Origin of the sequence: Paenibacillus sp. MMO-58, from assembly GCF_037146255.1 — a bacterium.
Taxonomy (GTDB): Bacteria; Bacillota; Bacilli; order Paenibacillales; family Paenibacillaceae; genus Pristimantibacillus.
Genome location: NZ_JBBCVY010000002.1, coordinates 675,744 through 695,889, shown reverse-complemented (window position 1 = coordinate 695,889; position 20,146 = coordinate 675,744). Strand labels below are relative to the sequence as shown.

Below are 20,146 nucleotides of genomic sequence, written 5' to 3'. Positions count from 1 at the left end.
AGAGCCTCGACAAAAAAAGCTATGTCATGCCGTCATGTTTAGACAGACTTTGAAATAGGATTTTTATATACTAGGTTCAATCGTTCTCTCCAGAGGGGAGGGCAAACGTTCTGTCGTTCGAACCCGCTGGAAGGTGAAGCTGTGACTGTTTATGTCGATGTCATGTTTGTGCGGGAGCTGCTTGTTGACGGCAGCATTCTGCTGACGACCGCTTGGGTGCGTCATATCCGGGCACGTCCTTGGCGGGTGCTGACTGCAGCCAGCATTGGTGCTTGTTACGTTGTTCTTATGTTGTTTCCGCCCTTATCGTTTCTTTTTACGTTAGCGGTAAAAATACTGATTTCTCTCCTCATGTTATGGGTTGCGTTCGGCTTCTTCTCCATCCAGAACTTCTTCCGGAACATTGCAGCTTTCTACACCGTGAATTTTGTTGCGGCCGGGGCGATAATCGGTATTCATTACTTGCTGATGCAGGGTTCAGGCGAAGTATGGCGTACGATCACCTTTATAAATGGCGGTATGCAGGTCGAGCTGAAGATGGGCTTTATTTATGTGCTCGCTGCGTTTAGTATCGGCATTTACATATACCGCTCGGTTTATGTTCAGCGGCGCGAGAGGGAGCTGGTGAGGACCCATTTGGCCGAAGTGAAGATTCAAATCGGCAACCGGGAGCATACTTGCACCGGATTGATCGACACGGGCAACCAGCTGTACGATCCGCTGACACGGACGCCGGTTATGGTTGTGGAAGCAAACGTATGGCAAGATGATCTGCCGGAATCATGGCTGAAAAGCATTCGTGAATCGCAGGTAGATCGGCTAGTTGCCGGCCTTGGAGAGGAATCTTTTGCCTGGCAGGACCGCCTGCGACTTGTACCCTACAGAGGAATCAATCGCGGATCGCAATTTATGCTGGCACTAAAGCCGGATTTTGTTCAGATTGAGCGGGAAGGGCAAGTGTTCGTCTCTCGGAAGGTACTTGTCGGCATTGACGGCGGCAAGCTTTCGGCGGACAGCGCTTACCAAGCGATTATCCATCCGTCACTCGTTCAGAGCAGCCAATGATTGGATTAAGAAGACGAACGTTTACATCATTTTGGGGAGGGATGGGCCGGATGCTCGTCAAATGGAAATTAGTCCTGCAGTTATATTATTATCGTGTTTTGTTTTTATTCGGATTAAAAAGCGAAGAAATCTATTATATCGGCGGCAGCGAGGCGCTACCTCCGCCCCTTACCCGCGAAGAAGAAGAATACTTGCTCGATAAGCTTCCATCCGGCGATACGGCGATCCGCGCGATGCTGATTGAGCGCAACCTGCGACTTGTTGTGTACATTGCGCGAAAGTTCGAAAATACCGGCATTCATATCGAAGACTTGGTGTCCATAGGGGCTATCGGTCTCATCAAGGCCGTAAATACGTTTGATCCTGAGAAAAAAATCAAGCTCGCTACCTACGCATCCCGTTGTATCGAGAATGAAATTCTGATGTATCTGCGCCGCAACAGCAAGACGCGGACAGAGGTATCTTTTGACGAGCCGCTTAATATCGACTGGGATGGCAACGAGCTTCTGCTGTCTGACGTACTTGGCACGGAGAACGATACGATCTACCGGAATATCGAGGAGCAGGTTGACCGTAAATTGCTTCATAAAGCGCTTGATAAGCTGTCGGAGCGGGAGCGGATAATTATGGAGCTGCGCTTCGGGCTTGCAGACGGCGAGGAAAAAACCCAGAAGGATGTAGCCGATCTTCTCGGGATTTCCCAGTCCTATATTTCGCGCCTGGAAAAGCGGATTATTAAACGGCTTCGCAAGGAATTTAACAAAATGGTGTAATGTTATACCCATTTTCGGGGCAACAGATACCCCTATTTCGGAAGAATAAAATAGGGGTCCAGGGAGATAATGTACATTAATGTTTCTCCTTGGGAGGTAATCACGTTGACCCGAAATAAAGTCGAGATCTGTGGAGTGGATACCGCGAAACTGCCTGTCCTGACCAATGCCGAAATGCGGGAGTTGTTTACCGCACTACAAACCCAAAACGAATGGGCAGCCAGAGAGAAATTAGTTAACGGCAATTTAAGGCTGGTTCTAAGTGTGATTCAACGGTTTAATAACAGGGGAGAATTTGTGGACGACTTATTCCAGGTCGGCTGCATTGGACTTATGAAGGCGATCGATAATTTCGACCTTAGCCAAAACGTTAAGTTTTCCACCTATGCCGTGCCGATGATTATCGGTGAAATTCGCCGTTACTTGCGTGACAATAATCCGATCCGCGTATCGCGGAGCCTAAGGGATATTGCCTATAAAGCGCTGCAGGTTCGAGACAGCCTGACGAATCAAAATTCGCGTGAACCAACGATTTTTGAAATTTCCGAAGCGCTGAACGTACCGAAAGAAGATGTCGTATTCGCTCTTGACGCGATCCAAGATCCCGTCTCCTTATTTGAGCCGATCTATCATGATGGCGGAGACCCGATCTATGTGATGGACCAGATCAGCGACGACAAGAACAAGGATGTATCGTGGATCGAGGAAATTGCGCTTCGAGAAGCGATGCATAAGCTGAATGACCGCGAAAAAATGATTTTATCCATGCGTTTCTTTGAAGGAAAGACGCAAATGGAAGTAGCCGACGAAATCGGCATTTCACAGGCACAGGTATCCAGGCTCGAGAAATCGGCCATCCAACAAATGCAAAAGCATGTAAAAACTTGAGCGGCGCCGCAAGGCGCCGTTTTTTATGTGCGCAAAAAGACGAGCCTAACTTGTTTTTTTGCGGGAACAGGACATTTTGGGCGTTTTGTACATATAGATAAGTGAGGATGTTTATCCCTGTCAATATCAAGCGTAAACGACTGCACCGACGTTCTTATATTTAAGAAAAGTGGTGATGAGCATATGAAGATATCGGATTTCCAAACCAAGGATGTCATCAATATCGTGGACGGCAAGAAGCTTGGACAGATCAGCGATCTGGAGCTGGATCTCCGCCAAGGGCGCATCGATGCTATTGTTATTCCCCAATTCACAAGATTCCTGGGCATGTTCGGCAACGGAGGGACGGAGGTTGTTATCCCCTGGCGCAATATCGTGAAGATCGGGGCAGACGTTGTGCTCGTTCGGCTGGATGATTCCAGCAAGAAGTTGGAAGACGAAGATTTGCACGCGCGCACATAACAGGTTAAACTGCTTACAGAGGTGAGTGCCCGTATGGAATCGTTTAAATCTGTACTTACGGCGAAGGGACCTTCGCTTTTTTTATTGTCAACTTGGTTGGAGCAAAATGACCGGTTGACCGCCGGATTTACCGGCAGGAACGGCGGCGTAAGCGAGCGGCCATGGTCGTCGCTGAACGTTGGCCTGCACGTGGGAGATTCGGATGAAGACGTTGTGCGCAACCGTCAGCTTATTGCGGAAGCGATCGGCTGGCCTTTTGAAGCATGGACTTGCGGGGAGCAGGTGCATGGCTGCGACGTTTTCCAGGTGACCGCAACCGAGCGGGGGAAAGGCAGATTATCGCGCGATTCGGCAATTCCCGATACGGACGGTCTTATGACGGATATCCCGGGCGTGCTGCTGGCGTCCTTTTACGCCGATTGCGTACCGCTTTATTTCTACGATCCGAATCATCAGGCAGTAGCATTGGCTCATGCAGGCTGGAAAGGGACGGTTCAGCAAATTGCGGCCAAGACGATCGAAGCAATGGGACAGCAGTACGGAACGAAGCCCGAAGAACTGCTGTGCGCTATTGGTCCGTCGATCAGCGACTGCTGCTACGAGGTGGACGGTTTTGTCATTGATAAGCTTCAGCCGGTTGTAGATAGGCTTGCGAAGAAGCTGAATTCGAGCCCTGATCTGATGATGACATTGGTGGAAAACGGTAAAGCTATGGTAAACTTAAAACAAATTAACCGACATATTATGCTTGAAGCAGGAATTTTGCCGATTCATATCGAATTATCCGAGTGGTGCACGGGATGCAGCACGGATCAATTTTTCTCCCACCGGAAGGAAGGCGGCAAAACGGGCCGTATGGCCAGCTGGATCGGTATCCGGGAAAGGTGAACGAATGACGACTACAATCAAAGAAGCATTGCAGGTAAGAATCGAAGAAGTGGAGCGCCGGGTTGTTGCAGCCTGCGAGCTAAGCGGCCGCAGCCGCGAGGAACTAAATATTATTGCGGTAACGAAATACGTGTCGCTTGAAACGGCGCAGGCTGCTCATCAACTTGGTCTCCGGCATCTTGGCGAGAACCGCTGGCAGGATGCTAAAGAAAAATGGGAAGCCATAAGCGGCAGTGCAATGGGTGAAGACGGCGGACAAGCAGTCTGGCATTTCATCGGATCGCTGCAGACGAACAAAGTGAAAGACGTCATAGGCAAATTTACATACATACATTCGCTGGATCGTCTGTCTTTGGCGCAGGCGATTGACAAACGGGCTTCCCAGCTTGGTCTCACCGTTCCTTGTTTTGTTCAGGTTAACGTATCGGGCGAACAATCCAAGCATGGTCTTGACCCGGAACAACTGCCGGCATTTCTTGAAGAGCTTAAGGAATTATCATCGCTGCGCATTATCGGCCTTATGACGATGGCACCTTACGAGACGGAAGCAGAAGAGACAAGACCTATATTTCGCTCTTTGCGCAAGCTAAGAGACGAGATGAACGAGCGTGCAATCCTCCCGGAATCGATGACGGAATTGTCCATGGGCATGTCGGGTGATTTCGAGGTAGCGATAGAGGAAGGCGCAACCTGGATCCGCTTAGGAACGATACTAGTAGGAAAAGAGGGATAACGATGAGTGTCATGAACCGATTTATGAACTTTCTTGGTCTTCAGGAAGAAGAAGAAGTAATCGAGCGCGAAAGAGTAGCGCAGCAGCAACCGGAAGAACAGGAAGTTGAAACTTCTCCGTTCGAAGCACGTAGAAACTCCAAAGGCGGCAATAACAACAATATCGTGAGCATTCATACGCAAAAGAGCGTACGCGTCGTCTTAAGCGAACCGCGTTCTTACGATGAAGCGCAGGATATTGCCGACCATCTGCGTTCGCGCCGGGCGGTTATCGTGAATCTGCAGCGTGTGCGTACGGATTTGGCTGTACGGATTGTTGATTTTTTAAGCGGCACGGTCTATGCGCTTAACGGCCACATTTCGAAGCTTGGGCCAAACATCTTCCTGTGCACACCGGATTCTGTAGAAATTCAAGGCGCCATTACCGAAATGCTGGCAGAGGATATTGATTACAATAAGATGAGGTGACCTTGAGTTGAGTGTTTATTCTTTGATTATGAACATCCAGAACATTTACAGCTTTATGATTATCGGCTACGTATTGTTGTCCTGGCTGCCAAATGCGCGTGAAAGCTTTATCGGTGTATTTCTGGGCCGGCTGGTAGAACCGTATCTCGGAATTTTCCGCAGATTCATTCCACCGATCGGCGGTATGCTTGATATTTCGCCGATTATTGCCATTTTTGCATTGCGCTTTATCGCTTACGGCCTCTACGCGGTTGTCGATTTCATTGTGAACATGTTCTAGAGGAAGGACAGCTAATGAAGCCAACAGTATACGAACATTTCCATCCGGATGAGAAGCCATTTGTCGACCGGGCGTTGGAGTGGGTTGAACGGTCCGCGCAGCTGCATGAGCTGAAGCGGACCGATTTTTTAGATCCGAGGCAGGCTCAGATCCTGCAGATGCTGGCGAACCGGAATCCGGATGTCAAGCTTAGACTTGCCGGAGGGTATCCCGAAGCTGAACGCTGCAGAGCGATTATTGGCCCGGAATACCGCTACTTGGACGATGAACCAATTGGTTTGTCCGTTCTCGCCGTAACCGGCGGAGGTAGTGAGCTTGATCACGGCGATTACCTGGGCGCATTGCTCGGACTCGGCGTCAAACGTGATCGAATTGGAGATATTCATGTTCATGAGGACTATTCGCATATAATTGTTTTGGACGAAATTGCCGATTACTTAAATGTACACTTAAGACAAGTGCATCGTGCGAGCGTACTTACGGAAATAATTCCCATCTCTGAGCTTAAGCCCGTTGTACCTGCCCTTCAAGAAATGTCCTTCACGGTCGCGTCGATGCGGCTGGATGGAATCGCTAGTGACGTCTACAGGATCAGCCGGACGAAGATCTTAGATCCGATCCGCGCAGGCAGATGCAGAGTGAACTGGAAGACAGCCGAGAATCCGTCCGAGCAGCTGAAAATGGGAGATGTCGTCTCCTTTAAAGGGCTAGGCAGATTTAAGGTTATGGAAGTTGATGGCATGACAAAAAAGGGAAGAATTCGCGTCAAGGTAGGTAAATTTATTTAATCCGTTGCAGGATTTTGGAAACAACTGTCGAATCCAAATTCACAACGATTATTCCGAGTACATCCGCGATTGCGGCAAATACGTTGAGGAGGTGCGCCAATGCCGTTGACGCCATTGGACATACATAACAAGGAATTTGGACGAAGATTACGCGGGTATGACGAGGATGAGGTCAACGAATTCCTTGACCAGGTTATCAAAGATTATGAATCCATTATTCGTGAGAACAAAGAGCTGCAGAATCAGATTCTTGGTCTTCAAGAAAGACTGAATCATTTCTCGAATATTGAAGAGACGCTCAGCAAGACGATTATCGTTGCGCAAGAAGCGGCTGATGAAGTAAGAAACAACGCGAAGAAGGAAGCCCAGCTCATTATCAAGGAGTCGGAGAAAAATGCCGACCGTATTATTAACGAGTCGCTGGCCAAATCCCGCAAAGTATCGCTTGAAGTGGAAGAGCTTAAGAAGCAGGCATCGATTTATCGCGCACGCTTCCGTACTTTAATTGAAGCACAGCTTGAGCTGCTTAGCCAAGACGGCTGGGATTCGCTGGATTCGTCGGCTCCGCAACTTTCCCATTCCTCGCAATCTTCGCATGCTTCGTCTTCCGTAACCCATTTATCGGCGGAGCAATTTCAGCGCGGATAGGCATTTGTCATTTGACAACCGCACTGCGATAAGCTATAAATAGAATTAATTGCATGATAGTTGATTGGAACTTCATTGACGAGAACGAGTACGATTCCAAGTTCGTTCACCAGAGAGCCGTTGATTGCTGAGAAACGGCGTTCGAACCGATTCGGAAAATCATCTCCGAGAAGCAGTGCTGAACATGTGATCCTGTCGGATCCGTTATTAAGGACTGACGACTTGTCCCCCGTTACAGGGACCGCGAATTTACGCAATTCGCGCCAAGGTGCCGCATCCGGTTGATTTTTAGCTGCTGGTTTGCGGAACAAGGGTGGTAACGCGAGCGCAGCCTCGTCCCTTTTACAGGGACGGGGCTTTTATTTATTTTCAGGAGGTAATTATGATGCAACGTGTAGACGTCAAAGAAAAAGCAAGAGCCCGCGAATTGCGCGTACTGAAGCAATGGGCAGAGAACGATACGTTCAAACAATCCATCGAGAACCGCGCCGGCAAGCCAAACTATGTATTTTATGAAGGTCCTCCGACCGCAAACGGCGCGCCTCATATCGGTCACGTATTGGGCCGTGTAATCAAGGACTTTATCGGCCGTTACAAAACCATGTCCGGCTACCGCGTAGTCCGTAAAGCAGGCTGGGATACGCATGGTCTTCCGGTAGAGCTTGGCGTAGAGAAGCAACTCGGCATCTCCGGTAAGCAAGAGATCGAAAAATACGGCGTTGAGGAATTCATCAAGAAATGCAAAGACAGCGTATTTGTCTACGAGAAGCAATGGCGCGAGCTTACGGAAGCTATCGCGTATTGGACGGATCTTGATAACCCGTATATCACGCTTAAGAACGAGTACATCGAGAGCGTATGGCATATCCTCTCGACGATCCACAGCAAAGGGCTGCTCTATCGCGGTCACCGCGTAAGCCCGTATTGCCCATGCTGCCAGACTACGCTCAGCTCGCATGAGGTTGCGCAAGGCTACGAAGACGTGAAGGATCTTTCCGCAACGGTAAAATTCAAGCTCGCGAACGGCGAATCCATTCTCGCGTGGACGACAACGCCTTGGACGCTGCCGGCTAACGTGGCATTAGCGGTAAATCCGGAGCTGGATTACATCCGCGCCTCCAAGGACGGCGAAGTCTACATCGTTGCTCAAAACCTGGCGGAGAGCGTGCTTAAAGAAGGTTACGAGACGCTTTCGACGGTTAAGGGCTCCGAGCTGGTAGGCCTTTCCTATGAGCCTCCGTTCCGCTATGTGCCTATCGAGCATGGTCACGTTGTAATCCCCGGCGATTTCGTCAGCGACACGAGCGGTACGGGTATCGTTCATATCGCGCCTGCCCACGGTGAGGATGACTATAAAGTTTCCCGTCAGAACGGCATCAGCATGCTGAGCGTCGTGAACAACGCGGGCCGCTATATTGACGAAGTAACCGATCTTGCCGGCCGTTTCGTAAAAGACTGCGATGTCGACATTGTCAAAATGCTCAGCGAACGCGGCTTGCTCTTCTCCAAAGAGCGTTACGAGCATAGCTATCCGTTCTGCTGGCGTTGCAAATCGCCGCTTCTGTACTACGCGACGGAAAGCTGGTTCATCGAAACAACAAAGGTGAAAGAGCAATTGATCGCTAACAATAGCACGGTTGACTGGTATCCTGGCCATATCCGCGAAGGCCGCTTCGGCAAGTTCCTGGAGGATCTGGTGGACTGGAATATCAGCCGTAACCGTTACTGGGGAACACCCCTTAATGTTTGGGTATGCGAAGCAACGGGCAAAGAATATGCACCAAGCAGCATTGCCGACCTGCGCGAGCGCGCCGTAGAATTCGTTCCGGAGGATATCGAGCTTCACAAGCCTTACGTGGACGCAATCAAGCTGAAATCGCCATTCCAGGAAGGCGCAGTCATGACCCGTACATCGGAGGTTATCGACGTATGGTTTGACAGCGGCTCGATGCCATTCGCGCAGCAACATCATCCTTTCGAGAATGCGGAAGAATTCGCTGAGCAATATCCGGCGGACATGATCTGCGAAGGCATCGACCAGACGCGCGGCTGGTTCTTCAGCTTGCTGGCGGTATCGACGCTGTACAACGGCAAAGCTCCTTACAAGGCCGTAATCTCGACTGGCCATATTCTGGATGAGAACGGGCAAAAGATGTCCAAATCCAAAGGCAACGTTATCGACCCTTGGGAAATCATCAACGAGTACGGCACGGATGCCTTCCGTTGGGCGCTTCTTGCGGACAGCGCGCCATGGAACAGCAAACGTTTCTCGCGCGGCATCGTAGGCGAAGCGAAATCGAAAGTAATCGATACGATCGTAAATACTCACGCCTTCTATGCGCTGTATGCATCCATCGACGGCTTTAACCCGGCTGATCACGAAGAACGGCCTTCCGCAAGCAAGCTTGACCGCTGGATCGTATCCCGCCTGAACAGCTTGATCAAGACGGTAGTGAAAGGGCTTGAAGTGAACGACTTCCTGAACCCTGCAAAAGCTATCGAAGTTTTTGTCGATGAGCTGAGCAACTGGTACATCCGCCGTTCGCGCGACCGTTTCTGGGGCAGCGGCCTGACGGAAGACAAAGTGACAGCTTACCAGACTCTGCGCCATGTCCTGCTGACGCTTTCCCGTGTCATTGCTCCTTACGCTCCGCTGCTCGCGGAAGACGTATACGGCAATCTGGGCGGCGAGTCCAGCGTTCACTTGGCAGACTACCCGGTTGCGGACGAATCGGCGATCGACGAGACGCTGGAGCGCGATATGGATAGCGCGAAGCAAATCGTAGAGCTTGCCCGCAACGTGCGCAACGAGACGGGGATCAAGACTCGTCAGCCATTGTCCGAGCTGATCGTATCGCTTGACCGTGATTTTGCGGTAACGGAATATGAGGACATCATTAAGGACGAGATCAATGTGAAATCCATTGTGGTTCAAAATAGCGACAGCGGTTTTGTAGATTTCAGCCTTAAGCTGAACCTCAAAGTCGCAGGCAAAAAATACGGCAAGCATGTTGGACCAATCCAAGGCTACCTGAAAGGTCTGGCACCCGAGGCGACGCGCGAAGCAGTCACTTCCGGCAGCCTGGTATTCACGTCGGCGGAAGGCGAAGCGATTACGGTGACTACGGAAGAGCTGCTCGTAGAGAAGCAAGCGAAATCGGGCTTTGCATCGGCTTCCGCTAACGGCCTGACCGTTGCGCTTAACACGGATATTACGCCTGAGCTGGAGCAGGAAGGCTGGGTTCGCGAAGTGATCCGTGCCGTTCAGGATACGCGCAAAAAGCTTGATCTGCCGATCGAGAAACGCATCGATCTTGTTCTCGACGTAGATGCCGGGCTGCAAGCCGCACTCGAGACGTTCAGCAACGTGCTCAATGAGAATGTCCTGTTGAACAGCGTTTCTTATGAAAAAGCAGACGGTATGGAACGCGTGCAGCTTGGAGAGAAGGAAATCGGTATTCTTGTCCGCGTTTAGGCATATAGACGCCAGGGATCGGGATATAGTATAAGGAGCATGGCCACAAAAAAACGAGAGCCTTCATGGCAAGGCCTCGTTTTTTTCTTCCCGGAAGCGGATGGATAATGCAAAGGGGGACGCTGCATGGTCCGAGTAAAACTGGATAACGACCTGGAGAAAGACCGCAAGGATAAGAATGACGACGGAACGATGGAACATACATTAAGCAGACTGGACATGCGATTAAGCAAAATCGCTACCGACATGGAACGGACTCAAATCGCGGATTACGTGGATTTGCTCAATCATCCGCTCCGGCTTATGTGGCGCAATTTGCTTGGCGGCCTCTCACGAGGCGTCGGAATCGCGATTGGATTTACGTTCTTTGCAGCTACCATTCTGTATGTGCTGCGGATTATCGGTGCGCTTAATCTGCCAATCATCGGCGATTACATAGCAGATATCGTACGCGTCGTACAAATCCAGCTGGAGGGCAAAATTTATTGAAAAAAGGCGGGAGGTGCATCGCACCTTCCGCCTTTTTGTCATTCCTGCTCTAGTTCGTGATCGCCTTCTTCATGATCCATATATTGCTTGTAATGCCGGTTGCGAATAACGGAAACATGGTTGCCTGTAATATCCGTCGCGACAAAGCTTTCGTAGGATTCAACAAACCCGTCGTTCTCGTCCGCTTCGATCCCGATGTGGTCATAATCGTCGACATTGTTGTTCTCCGAGAAAGCCGGAGATTCCGAAGTTCCCCATTGCTCAACAATTTGCCAGGCGTCTTCGCCGTCAAAGCCGTTGTAATCATCGTCATCGCGGCTGGATCTTCCGAAAGGAGGGGCGAGGAAATCCTCTTCCGCAGGCTGGCGGTGGGAAGTCTCCTGCCGCGGCGCATGTTCCACGCAGTACAGGGAATCGGGAAGAGCTTCCAGGCGCTCGTCGGGAATCGGCTTGCCGCAGGCACGGCATTGACCGTAAGTCCCGTTATCCATAGCTTCAAGCGCTTGGGAAATACGAGTCAAGTGAAGATCCTCGTTTTCGAGTAAAGCCAGATCCTTGGAGCGTTCGAAAAGTTCGGTCCCAAGATCCGCCGGATGATTATCTATTGGGGAGAGCTCGCCGGTATTATCACGCAGCGAAGAGGCGAGTCCGTTATGTTCGTTGTGGGATTGACGTTCCTCGATTTCCCGTTTCTCCGCTTCAAGCCGGCTTCGAAGCTGTGCAAGCTGTGTTGCATTCGGCATCGGGTTGCACCTTCCTTAGATGAGATAGGTAAGACGTTACATATCTAAGCTATAGTTTTCGCAAACCGGCTTTTTTTATAAAGGACTTCTTTGGAAAGGGGACTACTGGCTCAGATGCGGGCCATTATGCTACAATACAGTAGTTTGGTACAAACTAGGAGGGATACGATGCGTTTTTATTATTACTGGATCGCGATAGCAGCATTTTTGCTGGACTTGATCACCAAAAAAATCATTGCGGCTCAGCTTGAAATCGGTGAGCAAATCAGCGTGATCGGCAATTTCTTTCTTATTACCTCGTATCGGAACCGCGGCGCGGCATTCAGCATTTTGCAGGAACAGCGGGTGTTTTTCATCATCATCACTGTTCTTATTGTCAGTGCAATTATCTGGTATATCCAGGCCTCCAGAAAATCAGGCAAAGTATGGCTTTTGACCGGGCTTGGCCTCGTGCTGGGCGGAGCGATCGGCAACTTCCTTGACCGTGCGATCGCAGGAGAAGTGGTTGATTTTCTGATGTTTAATTTCGGCAGCTATACGTTCCCGATCTTTAACATAGCGGATTCCGCTATTTGCGTAGGCGTAGCATGCATTTTAATTGATACCTTGCTGAATTCGAAGGAAGATTCGAAACGAATCGGCAACAGAGAGGATAAGGACCAAAACGAGCATGAGCAGCAACCTGTTTAATGAAAACGAAGAATTGTTGGAATTTGAAGCAGCCCCGGAGCAGGCAGGAGAACGAATCGATAAATTCGTAACGGACAGCCTTAACGAGGACTCCATCTCGCGCACGCAAGTGCAGGAATGGATCAAATCGGGTGCTGTACTTGTCAACCAGAATACCGTAAAACCGAACTACAAGCTGTCTTCCGGCGATCAAGTGGCCATTCGCGTGCCGGAGCCGGAGGATGCGGCAATCTTAGCCGAAGATATTCCTCTGGATATCGTGTACGAGGATGCTGACGTTATCGTCATTAACAAACCAAGAGGCATGGTTGTCCATCCGGCACCGGGACATTCCTCCGGAACGGTCGTAAACGCCTTGATGCATCATTGCAAAGATCTGTCAGGCATTAACGGCGTGCTTCGCCCAGGCATCGTGCATCGTATCGACAAAGACACATCCGGACTCTTGATGGCGGCCAAAAATGATCTCGCTCACGTTTCCTTAGCCGAGCAGTTAAAGGATCATTCCGTCTCGCGCAAATACATTGCGCTTGTACACGGCAATTTGCCGCATGACCAAGGCACGATTGATGCCCCGATCGGCCGCGACCAGAACGATCGGAAGCTGTTTACGGTCACCGACCGCAACAGCAAGCATGCCGTCACCCATTTCGTAGTGCTCGAGCGTATTGCTGACGACTACACGATTGTAGAGCTGCAGCTGGAGACAGGACGCACGCATCAGATTCGCGTCCATATGAAATATATCGGTTATCCGCTTGCGGGAGACCCGATGTACGGCCGCAACAAGACGGTGGCACTCAAAGGACAAGCGCTGCATGCGGCGGTTCTCGGCTTCAAGCATCCGCGGACCGGAGAATTTCTGGAGTTCGAAGCGCCGATTCCTGCCGACATGGAGCATGTGATTAATTCTCTGCGCCTTCGTTAATAAGCAGGGACATGCGAAAAATGCAAACTTTTCAGCAAATTATTCATTATTTGATTGCGGAAAGTAAGCTATTCTAAGAAACGATGCTTCACAATAAATAGCCATCAAAAACATGGACTCTGTTCAAAGGCATGTGCTACAATGTTCGGGAAAAAGAGGCTTGTTTTAATGAACAGTTGCTGGTGATGAAGGAGAGACGAAAAGCTATGCAAAACATGGAACAAACAATGGAAGTTATCAATTACATCAAGAACGGCAAGAAAGTTACGCCGGTGAAGGTATACTTCAAAGGCAAAATTGCTTCGGCTAACGCTGAGGTTAAAGTATTCGATTTCGGTGACGGCGGCGTGTTGTTCGGCGATTGGGCGGAAGTTCAGGCGTTGCTGGAAAACGAGAAAGCTAATATCGAATATTACGAAGTTGAGAACGATCGTCGCAACTCCGCGATTCCGATGCTCGATCTTAAAGGCATTAACGCCCGCATCGAGCCAGGCGCGGTTATTCGCGACAAAGTCGAAATCGGCAACAATGCGGTTATCATGATGGGCGCTACGATTAACATCGGCTGCTCGATCGGTGAAGGAACAATGATCGACATGAACGCAACGCTTGGCGGACGCGTGCAAGTCGGCAAAATGTGTCATGTTGGCGCAGGCGCAGTATTGGCTGGCGTTATCGAGCCGCCATCCGCTCTGCCGGTTGTTATCGAAGACGACGTTGTCATCGGCGCTAACGCGGTTGTGCTTGAAGGCGTTCGCGTTGGCAAAGGCGCCGTTATCGCAGCTGGTGCCATTGTTATCGAAGACGTGCCTGAAAATGCGGTTGTTGCGGGCGTCCCTGCTCGCATCATCAAGATGGTTGACGAGAAAACGAAGTCCAAGACGATTATCGTTGAAGGCCTTCGCGATTTGAAATAATAAGATTTGCAGCGCGCGCCATCTATGTGGCGCGTGTTTCCTTGTTAGGCGAGGCTGACGGACAATTGTGTTGGCCCTTGCATGCTGCAGGAGGGGGTTGATCGAAATGAGCAAGTTTGTGGAGCTAAGGCGGAAGTTTCACCTGATTCCCGAGCCGGGCTTTCAAGAGTTTAAGACGCAAGCCATGTTGCTCGAGTATATAGACGGATTGCCGCAAGAAAGGCTGGAAGTGCGAACCTGGCGTACCGGCATCTTGGTTCGGGTAAAAGGCCTGGTCGGCGAGCGTTGTTTAGGTTACCGGGCAGATATGGACGGACTGCCTATTGAAGAAGATACGGGATACGAGTTCCGTTCCACGCACCCGGGTTATATGCATGCTTGCGGGCATGATCTGCATATGGCCATTGGTCTTGGGGTGTTGACGGCAATCGTAGAGCAGCCGATCAATGACGATGTTTTATTCGTGTTTCAACCTGCGGAAGAGGGACCGGGCGGGGCTTTGCCGATGCTGCAAAGCGAAGAATTCAAAGAGTGGAAGCCGGATTTCATGATGGCGCTGCACATCGCTCCGGAATACCCGGTAGGCACCATCGCTACGCGTCCGGGTATTTTATTCGCTAATACGTCGGAACTGTTTATCGATATCATCGGCAAAGGCGGCCACGCGGCGTATCCGCACCGTGCCAACGATATGATCGTTGCTGGAGCGAGCCTTATCATGCAGCTGCAGTCGATTGTCTCGCGCAACGTGGATCCGCTCGACTCGGTTGTTGTGACGTTGGGCAAGATCGAAGGCGGCACGAAGCAGAACATTATCGCGGAACGGGTACGCCTCGAGGGTACGATCAGAACCTTGAGCGCCAAATCTATGAGCGATGTAAAAGCTCGGATCGAGTCTCTGCTGGACGGGCTTAAAGTCAGCTTTGGCTGCCAGACCGAGCTTGACTACGGCTCGAATTATTATCAGGTTTATAATAATGAACAAGAAGCCGAGCGTTTTATGGATTGGGTTCGTGCTTTTGACGGCGTACAGCTCATCGAATGCACCGAAGCAATGACCGGAGAGGATTTCGGGTATTTCCTTCAAGATATTCCGGGCCTAATGTTCTGGCTTGGCGTAGATACGCCGTTTGGCCTGCATCATGCCAAGCTGGAACCGCAGGAGGACGCGATCGGAGTTGCGATCGAGGTTGTATCGAATTATTTGCGGCATCGTTCATCTTAAATAAAAAGCTGCTTTGCGCATGGACGCAAGGCAGCTTTTTTGTAAAGCGGGCCGATTAAAGACCTTCTGCAAAGGAATGAATGCGGTCCATGGCTTCTTGAAGTACTTCCATGGAGCAAGCGTACGAAATACGAATGTAATTGTCGCCGTAAGGAGCAAACGCGGCACCAGGCACAACCGCAACCCGTTTCTCTTCGAGCAGGCGGTGCGCGAAGGTCGTGGAGTCAAGCCCAAACTTCTCAACTGAAGGGAAGATGTAGAAAGCTCCGTTTGGCTTCACGACATCGAATCCTGCCGCTACCAGACGTTCGTAAGCATAATCGCGGCGACGTGCGTATTCGTCCCTCATCGGCAGAGCGTCATCGATGCCGACGGTTAAGGCTTCTACCGCTGCGGCTTGGCTGACCGAGCTTGCGCAGGTTACGTTGTATTGATGTACCTTTACAATGTGCTTTGCCAAATAAGCCGGCGCGAACAGCAGTCCAACGCGCCATCCGGTCATGGAATGCGATTTGGACAATCCGTTGATAACGATTGTCTTATCGCGCAAGCCCGGAAGTGCCGCTATGGAAGAATGGGTCCCGTCGAATACGAGCTCGCTGTAAATCTCATCGGACAAGACGAACAGCTCGCGCTCCCGCACCAGGGCGGCAATCTCTTTAAGCTCGTCCAGCGATAGCGTGCAGCCTGTCGGATTCGAAGGCGAGGCCAGCACGATGCAGCGCGTACGCTCCGTCAAATGAGCCTTGATCAATTCTGCCGTTAATTTGAATCCGTTGCCGGTTGTATCGACATGCACAGGTTTAGCGCCGCACATGCGGATAATCGGTTCATAGCCCGGATAGATTGGACCTGGCAGCAGTACCTCGTTGCCTTCCTCCAATATCGTCCGGAACGCAACGTCAATCGCTTCGCTCGCGCCGACCGTAACGATAACCTCTTCGGAAGGATCATAAGTCAGCCCGTATTTGCGCTGCATAAAATTCGCTGCTGCTTTTCGCAATTGCAGTGTCCCTGCATTAGGGGTATATACCGTTTCCCCGTTGTCGATCGCATGCTTGGCTGCTTCGAGAATATGCTTGGGTGTCGGGAAGTCCGGCTGCCCGATTGTAAGGGACAGTACTCCTTCGTACTGACTAACCTTGTTCGCCATTTTCCGGATGCCGGAAACTTCGATACCGCGGACATCCGCTCTAATTAAACGTTCCATGCTTGCTTTCACCTTTCCCGTCTATGTAAGTTATGGATGGTACTCATCTTAACATAAAGGGCTGGGCACTTCGAGAGGGATAGGGAGCACATATCATGAATCATAAAATGTCCCAGTAATAAAACGAACGAACGAGCGGATGATAAGGTGCAAGCACATTCTTTATTCCTTTTATCCCTATAGATAAATACAAACGGAGCTATTCGAATGATTCTTGAAAAGCGTAGTTTATGCTTCCGAAGTAGCTTTCTTTCAGAAAGCTTTTAGCCCGCCTTTGCCCTTGGGATTGATATCACTTTAAATTGTTCAAAGGAATCCCCGAGCAACGGCGGTTGAAAGAACATTCGATTGCGTAGTTTGCTGTTTAACTGCCACCACCCCTTGACATCTTTTGCAGGGCGCGGTACAATTCCTTTGATATATGGCAGTACCTTTAAATCAGCCCCGTGAGGCTGGCAAGGTAGCGTGAATAACAGATCTGCCACACTTAGAACAGGGCCTTAGTCTAACCGTATCCTGCTGGGATAGCGGAGGTTAAGTCGACCCTCTATGTGTGGCTGGTCTCAGGCTCCTTGCGTTGTTGGCAAGGAGCCTTTTTTCGTCTCCATGCCAACAGGCGCGATTGATTATCCGAGAGCGAAGGAGGCGGTAACGGTGGAAGAAGAGCATCTGGTCATTATGGACGAGACAGCGATCCGAAGAGCACTCACGAGAATTGCGCACGAGATCGTGGAGAAGAACAAAGGCATTGATAACTGTGTTCTGATTGGCATTCGCACAAGAGGGATTTACTTGGCAAGAAGAATTGCGGATCGCATTCAGGATATCGAAGGCAAGCCGGTTGAAGTGCGAGAGCTCGACATCACCTCTTACCGGGATGACCGCAAAGCAGCATCTGTGGACATACGCGTGGAACTGGCTGCGGTAATCGGCGATCTGAATGGCGAGCAGTTCTCCGCACATGATAAGAAAGTTATCCTTTGCGACGATGTTCTCTTTACCGGACGCACGATCCGTGCGGCAATGGATGCCCTGATGGACTGCGGAAGACCGGAAAGCATCCAGCTAGCTGTCCTGGTGGACAGAGGACACAGAGAGCTCCCGATCCGGCCTGATTACGTAGGCAAAAACGTACCGACCTCCAAGCAAGAGCAAATTGACGTCTCGTTAACGGAAATCGATCTGAAGGACCAAGTCATGATCATACACCAGAGGGGGCAGGTCTGATGACGACGATGACACAACTTAAACAACGCAGTTTGCTTGGACTTAAAGATCTCAGCAAAGAAGAAATTGAATCGATTTTGGATCGCGCGGCTTACTGGGAGCAGCACGCGAGCAAAGTGCACAATGTGATGCAGGGTAAATTCGCGGCGAACATGTTCTTCGAGAACAGCACAAGAACTCGCTTCTCCTTCGAAGTAGCGGAGAAACGCCTCGGAGCGGAAGTGCTGAACTTCTCGGCTGCCGTATCCAGCGTTCAGAAGGGCGAATCGATCTACGACACGGTCCGCACGCTTGAATCGATGGGTATCGACGTCGGGATTATCCGTCTCAAGCCAATCGGCGTTCTTGCCGAGCTGGCAACAAAAATCCAAGTGCCGCTTATTAACGCAGGCGACGGCAATAACGAGCATCCGACACAGGCTCTGCTCGACTTATATACAATGCGCAAGCATTTCGGCAATCTGAACGGTCTGACCGTATCGATCATCGGTGACGTTCTTCACAGCCGCGTAGCACGCTCCAATCTGTGGGCGCTCCGTAAGTTTGGCGCGAAGGTTCAATTCTGCTCGCCAAGCAACATGACCGCGCCTGAGCTTGATGTACCTTACGTAACAATGGATGAAGCGCTGAAAGCCGACGTCGTTATGATGCTTCGGGTACAGCTCGAGCGTCATGAGAGCGGCATGCTGAACTCGGCAGAGGCTTACCGCGAGCAGTTCGGCTTGACGGTCGAGCGCGCAAGCCGGATCGCAGAGCACGCCATCATCATGCATCCGGCTCCAATCAACCGCGGCGTTGAGATAGACGATGAGCTGGTGGAACATCCGCAATCGCGCATATTCCCGCAAATGGCTAACGGCGTACCGATTCGGATGGCGGTTGTAGAACGGGCACTGAGCTAACACGAATAAATTCCGGAAGGTGAACAAAACAATGTCAGTATGGATTATTAACGGTAGCGTATGGGATAAAGCTTCTGGAAGCTTGCAAAAGAAACATATTCGCCTCGAAGGCGAACAAATCGCGGAGATCGTTGACGGCTCGGCAGCACCGGACACAGGCTCCGCGGAAGTAATCGACGCAGCAGGCAAGCTCGTATCGGCGGGCTTCATCGATATGCACGTCCACCTTCGCGACCCGGGCTTCGAATATAAAGAAGACATCGCGACAGGCACAAGATCGGCAGCAAAAGGCGGCTTTACGACAATCGCATGCATGCCGAATACCCGCCCTTCGGTAGATACAGCTGAGACGGTGAAATACATTTTGGACAAAAATGCGGCGGAAGGCGTTGTAAAGGTTCTTCCTTACGCTGCCATCACGCAAAACCAGCTGGGCCGCGAACTGACAGACTTCGCCGCTTTGAAGGAAGCGGGAGCAATCGGCTTCACGGATGACGGCGTGGGCGTACAAAGCGCGCAAATGATGAAGGATGCGATGGCGCTGGCGCAATCGATGAATATGCCGATCATCGCGCACTGCGAAGACAACACGCTGGTTGAAGGCTTGTATGTCAGCGAGGGCTCCTTCTCCCGCAAGCATGGGCTGAAAGGCATTCCGAACGAATCGGAAGCCATCCATGTCGGCCGCGACGTTCTTCTCTCCGAAGCAACGGGCGCGCACTACCATGTGTGTCATGTCAGCACCGAGCAATCGGTTCGCCTGATCCGCCTTGCGAAGCAGATCGGCGTACGGGTAACGGCTGAGGTTTGCCCGCATCACCTGGTTCTGTCCGACGAAGATATCCCGGGCTTTGACTCGAACTGGAAAATGAACCCGCCGCTGCGCACCCCACGCGACGTAGAAGCGGTTATCGAAGCGCTGGAGGACGGCACGATCGACATGATCGTTACCGACCACGCACCGCATAGCGCGGAAGAGAAAGCGCGCGGGATGCAGCTTGCGCCATTCGGCATCGTGGGCTTCGAGACAGCGTTCCCGCTGCTCTACACGAAGTTCGTGCAAACAGGCAAATGGACGCTTGGCTTCCTGCTTGACCGCATGACAGCCGACCCGGCCCGCGTGTTCGGCCTGCCTACCGGCCGCATTGAAGCGGGAGCGCCTGCCGACCTGACTATCGTCGATCTGGATAGCGAGCGTGCGGTAGATCCGTCTGCATTCGCATCGAAGAGCAATAACACGCCATTTGGCGGATGGAAGCTGCAAGGCTGGCCAGTGGCTACAATCGTTGACGGCAAGATCGTATACAACGAATCCGCTAACTAATAGAACATACGAAGACCTGATGAG

At 51.0% G+C, this 20,146-nt stretch carries 21 protein-coding genes and 1 other annotated feature; of the genes, 19 read left to right on the top strand and 2 right to left on the bottom strand.

Annotation, left to right across the window (positions count from 1 at the left end):
• The first annotated feature begins 141 nt into the window (after nt 1-141).
• From spoIIGA to WFJ73_RS08875, 12 genes are all read left to right on the top strand, one after another.
• Complete coding sequence (gene spoIIGA / locus WFJ73_RS08930; protein WP_336772687.1) at nt 142-1,065, top strand: sigma-E processing peptidase SpoIIGA; 924 nt, start codon at nt 142-144, stop codon at nt 1,063-1,065.
• Between the two features lie 50 nt (nt 1,066-1,115).
• Nucleotides 1,116-1,838 (top strand): RNA polymerase sporulation sigma factor SigE, encoded by a 723-nt coding sequence (gene sigE / locus WFJ73_RS08925; protein ID WP_015845452.1) that lies wholly within the window; start codon nt 1,116-1,118, stop codon nt 1,836-1,838.
• A 105-nt stretch (nt 1,839-1,943) separates the two neighbouring features.
• A complete protein-coding gene (sigG, locus tag WFJ73_RS08920; RefSeq protein ID WP_015845451.1) occupies nt 1,944-2,726 on the top strand; it encodes an RNA polymerase sporulation sigma factor SigG in 783 nt (260 codons plus the stop codon).
• A gap of 183 nt (nt 2,727-2,909) precedes the next feature.
• Nucleotides 2,910-3,188 (top strand): YlmC/YmxH family sporulation protein, encoded by a 279-nt coding sequence (locus WFJ73_RS08915; RefSeq protein ID WP_336772686.1) that lies wholly within the window; start codon nt 2,910-2,912, stop codon nt 3,186-3,188.
• Nucleotides 3,189-3,221: 33 nt separating this feature from the next.
• Entirely contained in the window at nt 3,222-4,076 is an 855-nt protein-coding gene (gene pgeF, locus WFJ73_RS08910; protein WP_336772685.1) for a peptidoglycan editing factor PgeF, read from the top strand.
• A gap of 4 nt (nt 4,077-4,080) precedes the next feature.
• Complete coding sequence (locus WFJ73_RS08905) at nt 4,081-4,809, top strand: YggS family pyridoxal phosphate-dependent enzyme (RefSeq protein ID WP_336772684.1); 729 nt, start codon at nt 4,081-4,083, stop codon at nt 4,807-4,809.
• A 2-nt stretch (nt 4,810-4,811) separates the two neighbouring features.
• A complete protein-coding gene (locus WFJ73_RS08900; protein ID WP_336772683.1) occupies nt 4,812-5,276 on the top strand; it encodes a cell division protein SepF in 465 nt (154 codons plus the stop codon).
• Nucleotides 5,277-5,304: 28 nt separating this feature from the next.
• Nucleotides 5,305-5,556, top strand: coding sequence for a YggT family protein (locus WFJ73_RS08895; protein WP_041614427.1), 252 nt, complete (start codon nt 5,305-5,307; stop codon nt 5,554-5,556).
• A 14-nt stretch (nt 5,557-5,570) separates the two neighbouring features.
• Nucleotides 5,571-6,344: a YlmH family RNA-binding protein gene (locus WFJ73_RS08890; protein ID WP_336772682.1), complete on the top strand. Its 774-nt coding sequence runs from the start codon at nt 5,571-5,573 to the stop codon at nt 6,342-6,344.
• Nucleotides 6,345-6,443: 99 nt separating this feature from the next.
• Nucleotides 6,444-6,992 carry a DivIVA domain-containing protein gene (locus WFJ73_RS08885; RefSeq protein WP_336772681.1) on the top strand — a complete coding sequence of 183 codons (549 nt, stop codon included), beginning with the start codon at nt 6,444-6,446 and terminating at the stop codon, nt 6,990-6,992.
• A 66-nt stretch (nt 6,993-7,058) separates the two neighbouring features.
• Nucleotides 7,059-7,336, top strand: a binding site (T-box leader).
• Nucleotides 7,337-7,377: 41 nt separating this feature from the next.
• Nucleotides 7,378-10,467 carry an isoleucine--tRNA ligase gene (gene ileS, locus WFJ73_RS08880; RefSeq protein ID WP_336773089.1) on the top strand — a complete coding sequence of 1,030 codons (3,090 nt, stop codon included), beginning with the start codon at nt 7,378-7,380 and terminating at the stop codon, nt 10,465-10,467.
• Nucleotides 10,468-10,659: 192 nt separating this feature from the next.
• Nucleotides 10,660-10,956, top strand: coding sequence for a DUF5665 domain-containing protein (locus WFJ73_RS08875; protein WP_190276227.1), 297 nt, complete (start codon nt 10,660-10,662; stop codon nt 10,954-10,956).
• A gap of 38 nt (nt 10,957-10,994) precedes the next feature.
• Here the strand turns inward: WFJ73_RS08875 and WFJ73_RS08870 are convergent, their stop codons facing one another.
• The gene (locus tag WFJ73_RS08870; RefSeq protein WP_336772680.1) at nt 10,995-11,699 is read right to left on the bottom strand and encodes a TraR/DksA C4-type zinc finger protein; all 705 of its coding nucleotides are present in this window, start codon (nt 11,697-11,699) and stop codon (nt 10,995-10,997) included.
• A gap of 168 nt (nt 11,700-11,867) precedes the next feature.
• On the opposite strand from WFJ73_RS08870, the gene lspA reads away from it, so the two are divergent.
• The 4 genes from lspA to WFJ73_RS08850 all read left to right on the top strand — a co-directional run bounded on the left by lspA (nt 11,868) and on the right by WFJ73_RS08850 (nt 15,459).
• On the top strand, nt 11,868-12,389 hold the full coding sequence (gene lspA, locus WFJ73_RS08865) for a signal peptidase II (protein WP_336772679.1): 522 nt from the start codon (nt 11,868-11,870) through the stop codon (nt 12,387-12,389).
• Nucleotides 12,370-13,317, top strand: coding sequence for an RluA family pseudouridine synthase (locus tag WFJ73_RS08860; RefSeq protein ID WP_336772678.1), 948 nt, complete (start codon nt 12,370-12,372; stop codon nt 13,315-13,317). Before lspA ends, WFJ73_RS08860 begins: the two co-directional genes overlap by 20 nt.
• A gap of 206 nt (nt 13,318-13,523) precedes the next feature.
• Nucleotides 13,524-14,234, top strand: coding sequence for a 2,3,4,5-tetrahydropyridine-2,6-dicarboxylate N-acetyltransferase (gene dapD, locus WFJ73_RS08855; RefSeq protein WP_336772677.1), 711 nt, complete (start codon nt 13,524-13,526; stop codon nt 14,232-14,234).
• Nucleotides 14,235-14,340: 106 nt separating this feature from the next.
• Nucleotides 14,341-15,459 (top strand): N-acetyldiaminopimelate deacetylase, encoded by a 1,119-nt coding sequence (locus WFJ73_RS08850; protein ID WP_336772676.1) that lies wholly within the window; start codon nt 14,341-14,343, stop codon nt 15,457-15,459.
• A gap of 55 nt (nt 15,460-15,514) precedes the next feature.
• Here the strand turns inward: WFJ73_RS08850 and WFJ73_RS08845 are convergent, their stop codons facing one another.
• Nucleotides 15,515-16,669 carry an aminotransferase A gene (locus WFJ73_RS08845; protein ID WP_336772675.1) on the bottom strand — a complete coding sequence of 385 codons (1,155 nt, stop codon included), beginning with the start codon at nt 16,667-16,669 and terminating at the stop codon, nt 15,515-15,517.
• A gap of 606 nt (nt 16,670-17,275) precedes the next feature.
• Here WFJ73_RS08845 and pyrR point away from each other — a divergent pair.
• The 3 genes from pyrR to WFJ73_RS08830 are packed head-to-tail and all read left to right on the top strand — an operon-like array spanning nt 17,276 to nt 20,122.
• Nucleotides 17,276-17,896 (top strand): bifunctional pyr operon transcriptional regulator/uracil phosphoribosyltransferase PyrR, encoded by a 621-nt coding sequence (pyrR, locus tag WFJ73_RS08840; RefSeq protein WP_336772674.1) that lies wholly within the window; start codon nt 17,276-17,278, stop codon nt 17,894-17,896.
• On the top strand, nt 17,893-18,798 hold the full coding sequence (locus WFJ73_RS08835) for an aspartate carbamoyltransferase catalytic subunit (RefSeq protein WP_336773088.1): 906 nt from the start codon (nt 17,893-17,895) through the stop codon (nt 18,796-18,798). The genes pyrR and WFJ73_RS08835 overlap by 4 nt, the downstream gene beginning before the upstream one ends.
• 31 nt (nt 18,799-18,829) lie before the next feature.
• Entirely contained in the window at nt 18,830-20,122 is a 1,293-nt protein-coding gene (locus tag WFJ73_RS08830) for a dihydroorotase (protein ID WP_336772673.1), read from the top strand.
• Nucleotides 20,123-20,146 lie beyond the last annotated feature (24 nt).